Origin of the sequence: Candidatus Sulfotelmatobacter sp. (genome assembly GCA_035498555.1) — a bacterium.
In the GTDB taxonomy this organism is placed as follows: domain Bacteria; phylum Eisenbacteria; class RBG-16-71-46; order RBG-16-71-46; family RBG-16-71-46; genus DATKAB01.
Map to the genome: position 1 here is coordinate 1 of DATKAB010000176.1, position 6,518 is coordinate 6,518.

9 protein-coding genes are annotated in these 6,518 nt (G+C 68.2%); 6 read left to right on the forward strand and 3 right to left on the reverse strand.

Annotated features, from left to right (window positions below):
* Positions 1 to 89 precede the first annotated feature (89 nt).
* Positions 90 to 863 (reverse strand): SURF1 family protein, encoded by a 774-nt coding sequence (locus tag VMJ70_13990; GenBank protein ID HTO92236.1) that lies wholly within the window; start codon positions 861 to 863, stop codon positions 90 to 92.
* Positions 860 to 1,093, reverse strand: coding sequence for a CDGSH iron-sulfur domain-containing protein (locus tag VMJ70_13995; GenBank protein ID HTO92237.1), 234 nt, complete (start codon positions 1,091 to 1,093; stop codon positions 860 to 862). Before VMJ70_13995 ends, VMJ70_13990 begins: the two co-directional genes overlap by 4 nt.
* Positions 1,094 to 1,308: 215 nt before the next feature.
* Between VMJ70_13995 and VMJ70_14000 the strand changes: the two genes are divergently transcribed.
* The 6 genes from VMJ70_14000 (at position 1,309) to VMJ70_14025 (ending at position 5,761) form a co-directional block, all read left to right on the forward strand.
* The gene (locus tag VMJ70_14000; GenBank protein HTO92238.1) at positions 1,309 to 1,458 is read left to right on the forward strand and encodes a hypothetical protein; all 150 of its coding nucleotides are present in this window, start codon (positions 1,309 to 1,311) and stop codon (positions 1,456 to 1,458) included.
* A gap of 145 nt (positions 1,459 to 1,603) precedes the next feature.
* Positions 1,604 to 1,906: a hypothetical protein gene (locus VMJ70_14005; GenBank protein HTO92239.1), complete on the forward strand. Its 303-nt coding sequence runs from the start codon at positions 1,604 to 1,606 to the stop codon at positions 1,904 to 1,906.
* 243 nt (positions 1,907 to 2,149) lie between these two features.
* The gene (gene ettA / locus VMJ70_14010; GenBank protein ID HTO92240.1) at positions 2,150 to 3,826 is read left to right on the forward strand and encodes an energy-dependent translational throttle protein EttA; all 1,677 of its coding nucleotides are present in this window, start codon (positions 2,150 to 2,152) and stop codon (positions 3,824 to 3,826) included.
* Between the two features lie 77 nt (positions 3,827 to 3,903).
* A complete protein-coding gene (locus VMJ70_14015; GenBank protein HTO92241.1) occupies positions 3,904 to 4,473 on the forward strand; it encodes a hypothetical protein in 570 nt (189 codons plus the stop codon).
* A 74-nt stretch (positions 4,474 to 4,547) separates the two neighbouring features.
* Positions 4,548 to 4,889: a hypothetical protein gene (locus VMJ70_14020; GenBank protein HTO92242.1), complete on the forward strand. Its 342-nt coding sequence runs from the start codon at positions 4,548 to 4,550 to the stop codon at positions 4,887 to 4,889.
* A gap of 86 nt (positions 4,890 to 4,975) precedes the next feature.
* A complete protein-coding gene (locus tag VMJ70_14025) occupies positions 4,976 to 5,761 on the forward strand; it encodes a hypothetical protein (protein ID HTO92243.1) in 786 nt (261 codons plus the stop codon).
* Positions 5,762 to 5,947: 186 nt separating this feature from the next.
* Here VMJ70_14025 and VMJ70_14030 read toward each other — a convergent pair.
* Positions 5,948 to 6,518: hypothetical protein (locus VMJ70_14030; protein ID HTO92244.1), on the reverse strand; the 571-nt coding region annotated here is incomplete at its 5' end.

A 6,518-nucleotide genomic window follows, 5' to 3' on the forward strand; every position in this document is an offset into this window, starting at 1 on the left:
AAGGCGTTGGGGGTGGCGGCGCAGACGAACGCGAGCAGCGCGAGACAGCGGGCGAGCATCGAGATTTCTCCAGGGCGGTCAGACAGCGATCATCGGGCGCCATCATGCGCGGGCGGCGCCTCTTCGTCGAGCCGCGCCACCGTTCGGCCGGCGCCAGAGCGGCGCGAACGGGCGAGCAGCAGCGAACCAAACAGGAGGATCGAGCCGAACAGAAACCACTGAATCGCGTAGCTCACGTGCATGATTTCGTCGAACGGGCGCGGATCGGTTCTCAGCGGATGCTCGGGCACCCCCGGACCGGGCAGCTCGCGCAGCACGTAGGGAGCGAGCGCGTAGGGCACGCGGCCGCGCAGCGAGTCGGGATCGAGCCGAGGAACGCTCCAAACCTGCGCGGAGGCGGTGCCGATCGAGCGCAGCGGCGGATACGCGCCGCCGCGGGCCGGCGCCTGCGCGAGTCCCACCACGGCCCGGCCCGAATCTCCCGGGATGAGGTCGACGGGAACGGTCGCGGCGTCGGCCGAGTAGAGCCAGCCGCGATCCACCAGCACCGCCGCCGTGTCGCCGGCCAGCACCAGCGGCGTCACCACATCGACGCCGGGCGATCCGCCCTGAGCCCGCCCGCTCAGCAGCACCTGGTGCGCGAGGTCGAAGCGCCCGTGAAACGAGACACGCCGGTCGCGCGCCCGAGCGAGCGGCAGCGGGCGATCGCCAGCCTCGATCGGGGGCGCGGCCAGCGCGGCGCGAAGCGCGGCGTTCAGCGCCTGCTTCTCGTGGAGGCGGGAGATCTGCCAGAAGCCCAGGCGCCAGCAGACCGCGGTGCCGGCGACCACCAGCAGGGCGGCCGCAGCGGAGCGTACGTTCACGGCTTGGGCGCGGGAGGCGGAAGGTCGAACGCGACCAGCGTCGAATCGAATCCACAGGTCTTGTGAGCGCTGTCACAGAACGGCTTGTTGCTCGATTGGCCGCAGCGACACAGCGAGACGCGGGTGCGCCCGGAAAGTCCGAACCGCCGGCCTTCGGAGTCCACGATCTCGAAGTCGCCCTCGATGCGAAGCGACCCGTTGTTCATCACCGTGATGCGGGCGGCGGGCATGGATTTCTCTCCGAACGATCGCGAAGCCGGCGGCGAGAAGCGTCGGCCACGATAGCAGGCGGCTCCCCCACCCGCGACCGTGCCGGCCGTGGTGCTAGGCTCCGGCGAAAGGGCCGGCGGGTGGCCGATTCGCGACCGGGACCGCCGGCGCGCGACCAGGCCTCGGGCGGCCCGCGACGGGGGATTTCATGTCGGGAAGCGATACGAAGATCATCGTGGGCAAGTTCGACGGGAGCAGCTTCATGGCGCCGGTCTGGATCATGGGCTGGCTGTTTACCATCGGCTTTCTGCACCTGCACTTTGTTAAAGGCTTCCTGGCGCTGATCTTGTGGCCGGTTTACCTGGGATCGGCGCTGGCGCATTGAGCGGCTGCAGCGTGGCGGACGGTACTTGGAGGGGCTGCAACCCAGCGGGAGCGCCCGCGTAGAATTGCGTGTTGGGAACCCGCCCACCCGGCCCCGGCATCCGCCGGCCGGGACGGGCGCGCTTCCCCGAAGGAGGTTGGACGACGTGCTCGGGCTGCTCGTGGCCGGTGTCACCCTCGCGATTGGAGTCGCGGTGGTGGGTCTGGTGGGTGCGGTGCTTTCGCTCGTCTTCGGAATCGTGTTCCTGCCGTTCAAGCTTCTGGGGCTCGCCTTCCGTGGAATCGGCGTGGTGCTCGCCCTGCCATTTCTTGCCGCCTTTGGAATTCTTGGTTTGGTGATTTTCGGCGTCGGCGCGCTGATCTTCCTGATGCCGGCGCTGCCGTTCGTCGCGCTGGTGTTCGCTCTGATCTGGCTGGTGCGGCGGGGCATGAGGCCGGCGCGCGCGTAGAACAAGCCGTACGTGGCCGAACGGGAATTCGGGCACGCATTCATGAACGGCGAGCGTCGGGCGGCCGCAGAGGCTCGCCCCGATCAGGGAGCCGGCATCGGCCCCGAAGCCGCCCCAGCTTCGAGCCCCCGGCACGCTTGATCTATGACCGCGGTTCGCTCATCCTGTCGGGGATAGCGACCTGCATGCGCGCGGCCCTCGCGCGCGAGTCCTGCGCCGTTTCCCACAAGAACAGGAACATTCATGCCCGATTTCATCTACACAATGAAAGACTTGCGCAAGGTCGTGCCGCCCAAGCGCGAGATCCTCAAAGGCATCTGGCTGTCGTTCTACTACGGCGCCAAGATCGGCGTGCTCGGCCTGAACGGCGCGGGCAAGAGTTCGCTGCTCCGGATCATGGCGGGCCAGGATCCCGACTTCATCGGCGAAGCCTTCCTCGGCAAGAGCTACACGGTCGGGTTTCTCGAACAGGAGCCGAAGCTGGATCCCGCCAAGACCGTGCTCGGCAACGTGCAGGACGGCGTCGGCGACAAGATGAAGGTCGTCAATCGCTGGAACGAGGTGAGCACCAAGTTCGCCGAGCCCATGAGCGACGACGAGATGACGAAGCTGGTCGAGGAGCAGGGCAAACTCCAGGACCAGATGGACTCGCAGAACCTGTGGGACCTCGATCGCCAGCTCGAGATCGCGATGGACGCGCTCCGTTGCCCGCCGGGCGACGCCGAGGTGACGCGGCTCTCAGGCGGCGAGAAGCGCCGCGTCGCGCTGTGCCGGCTGCTGCTTCAGAAGCCGGACCTGCTGCTGCTCGACGAACCTACCAACCATCTCGACGCCGAATCGGTGGAATGGCTCGAACGGTACTTGAAGGAATACGCCGGCACCGTGGTGGCGGTGACGCACGATCGCTACTTCCTGGACAACGTCGCGGGCTGGATCCTCGAGCTGGATCGCGGCGCCGGCATTCCCTGGGAAGGCAACTACTCGAGCTGGCTCGATCAGAAGAGAACGCGCCTCGCGCAGGAAGAGAAGAGCGAGACCGCGCGGCAGAAGACGCTGGAGCGCGAACTGGAGTGGGTGCGCATGGCGCCGCGCGCGCGGCAGGCCAAGGGCAAGGCGCGTCTCGCCGCCTACGAGAAGTTGCTCGCCGAAGAGGGGCGCGAGAAGCTCGAGAACATCGAGATCTACATTCCGCCGGGGCCCCGCCTCGGCAACGTCGTGATCGAAGCCGCGGATCTGCGCAAGGGCTACGGCGACAATATCTTGATCGAGGATCTTACCTTCAAGCTCCCTCCCGCCGGCATTGTCGGCGTGATCGGCCCGAACGGCGCCGGAAAGACCACTCTCTTTCGCATGATCACGGGCCAGGAAAAGCCCGACTCGGGAACGCTCAGGGTCGGCGACACCGTGAAGCTCGCCTACGTGGATCAGAGCCGCGACGCGCTGCCGGGCGAGCAGAACGTGTGGGAAGCAATTAGCGATGGGAAGGATCTGATCGAACTGGGCAAGCGTTCGATCAACTCGCGGAGCTACGTCGCGGGCTTCAATTTCAAGGGTGCCGACCAGCAGAAGCGCGTGAAGGACCTGTCGGGCGGCGAGCGCAATCGCGTACACCTGGCGCGCATGCTGAAGAGCGGCGCCAACGTGCTGCTGCTCGACGAGCCCACCAACGATCTCGACGTGGACACGCTGCGCGCTCTGGAAGAGGCGCTGCTCGAATTCGCGGGCTGCGCGGTGGTGATCTCGCACGATCGGTGGTTCCTGGATCGCATCGCCACTCACATGCTGGCGTTCGAGGGCGATTCGCAGGTGCGCTTCTTCGAAGGCAACTTCCAGGCCTACGAAGCCGATCGCCACGAGCGGCTGGGTACCGAGGCCGATACGCCGCATCGAATTCGGTACAAGAAGCTGGTGCACAGCTAGCCAATCCGTCCCCGGCCGTCCCAATTCCTGACGCGGCGTGGACACTTTGGACCGCCGCGCGGGCCGATACTCCGGGCATGCTGGACCGAGCGCGCATCAGTCCGGGGATCGCCGCGACGCTGCTGTTGGCGCTCGCGACTTCCATCGCGCCGATCGCCCGCTGGTGTCCGCTCCGCTGGGAACAGGTCGACCGGGATGCGCTCCTCGAGTGCGCCGCGTTGCCGATCTCGACGATGGCGAGCTGCTCGACGTTTCAGGCGCTCGCTCGCGAAGCGGCGCGCGAAGGGCGCGCGACCTGTCCCGCGGGGGTGGCTTGTCCGGCGATGAACGCCTGTCCGGCGACGGAGGCGTGTTCGGCGCAGGCGGATGTTCCAATGCCCGCGTCGCACCCCGTGCACTCCGATCGCGGCAGGGGCCGCGCGTATTGTTTGGACGAGCCGTTCATGTCGTCGGCCGTGCGCGCCGCGCCGCCCTCGCTCGATCGCGCGGTGACCCAGGCCGCGATGGTCGTGGCGATCGCGACGCTGGCTGCACCGCCCAGCGTCGCGCACGTCTCCCCGGCGCCGGAGGCCCGGCCGCCGACGCCGGCCCTCGACGGGCGACCGCCGATTCGAGGCCCGCCTTCGCTCCCTGGAAGCCCCGTGTGATTCGCGTGGAAGATCGAACGATCTTCACGCACAGGCGCAACCCACACGATTTCTCGTTCTCCAAGGAGCCCATCATGAAACGCACTTTGTTGGGGCTGGCCGGACTGGCGCTGGTGGCGATCGCGTTGACCGCCGCGGCGCAGCCCGCTCAGCGCGCGTCGAAGTCGCATGCGACCTCGGCGCACACGACGGCGGCTGCTACGGCAACCCCCGCGGCGAAGGGCGGAAGCTGCCCGATCGCCGGTTGCACACATTGCAGTGGCGGGTCGTCGCGTGCGACCGCCGGCGCGGCCATGACCGCCTCGAGCATGTCGCTCAACGGTCGGGCCTGCCCGGTGTCGAACGCCTCGCAGTGTCCGGCGTCGTGCCCGCGCACCACCGCAACCGCGGTGGCGGCGAACACGACGAGCCGGTAGTCGGCAGCAGGTAGCGCGGCGCGGGGGCGAAAGCCTCCGCGCCGTTCGTTCTTGTTGCGCAGGTCCTCAGGCGATACTGTGACCCGGTGATCGGACGCCCCTATCCCCTTGCCGTCGCGCTGCTCGCGGCCCTCCTGCTGAGCGCCCCGCGAGGCGTGGCGCTGGCCGTGCCGGCGCCCGCGACGCCCCACGCGCTCATCGAGCAGGTCCTCGCCGCCTACGGCGGACGCGCGGCGCTCGACACCGTGCGCGCCTATCGCTGCGAAGGAACCGTGTTCGCCATGCGGAGCCACGACGAGTCGCCGAGCATCCGGGTGTTCGCGCGGCCCGACCGCTTCAAGATCCTGATCCGCTACCAGCCGACCTCCGAAGTCCGCATCGTCGACGGCACGAAGGGCTGGCGGTCGTCGCGCGGCGACTCGATCGCGCCCGCGACCGGAATGATGCTCGACGCGATGACGCTTCAGGCGGCGCGCGCCGATCTGCCCTGGATCCTGGCCGAGCGCGAGTCGCTGGTGCGGCTGGTCGACGCGGATTCCGCGGCCCGCGCGAGCATCGGCGAAAGGAGCGTGTCCGGACTCGAGGTTCCGCTCGCCGGCGGACTCGTGCTGCGCGCGTTCGTGGATTCCGAGACCCACCGAGTCGCGTTCAGCGAGGGAATCATGCCGCGCGTCCCGATGGCGCCGAAGTTCGAGGTGTCCTACTCCGACTATCGCCCGGTCAACGGGGTGTGGTTCGCCTTCAAGGAGCTGAGCTCGGCTTCCGGAATGCCGACCGGCGCGACCACCATCAAGAGCATCGTCGTGAATCCGCCGATCCGCCCCGACGAGTTCGTGCCGCCGGCGGCGGTGCCCACCGCGCCCGTGAAGTAGCCTCCGGCCGCAGCGAGTAGGCACGCCGCGCAGCCGTGATACTCCGGAACGGCCCGCGACGCCTCGGGCGATCAATGTGTGCGAACTCTCGTGGCTAGCCGCCCAGTACACGCCAAGAGCGCGGCCGTACTAGCTTGGCTTTTCATCTCGCGAGTGGAATACGCTGCTCATGATGCGTTCTGACCCCTATTTCGTGAGGCAGGTCTCGGCGTCGTGAGTCGGTACCCTGCTGCGGTGCGAGGCGGGCGACTTCATCCACAACGACGAGTGCGGCGCAAACGTAATGTGACCGGCGATCCAGCCAGGCACCGGCGCAAGGAGCCGCTCTGCGCTCGTCGTGATCGGCACGAGGTTCAACCGCTCGGCGGGGATCACCGTCTCGAGTGCGGTGTAGATCGCCTCGTTGTCCGACAACCACTGCACCGGCTCGGCCGGCCGCTGGTTGCCGAACCGCGCGAACGCCGCATGCCTCATCAGCCGGCGGATGTCGGCGCCGTCGATCGCCCGTGCCTCGGCCACCACCGCCATCGGCTCGCGGTCGTGGCAGTCCACGGCGAACCCCAACTCGACCACTTCGCCGACCCTGCAGACGATCGTCATCTTGTCGCTGCACCAGCGCTGATTCGATCCCGGCATCGCCACGATCCCGCGATGGGGGCGCCGATTGCCGGCACGCCGACGCACGGCCAGGGCGAGCCCGGTGAGCCGCATCACTCGCCGGATCCGCTTGCGGTTGTAGCGGGTCCCGAAGCTTCGG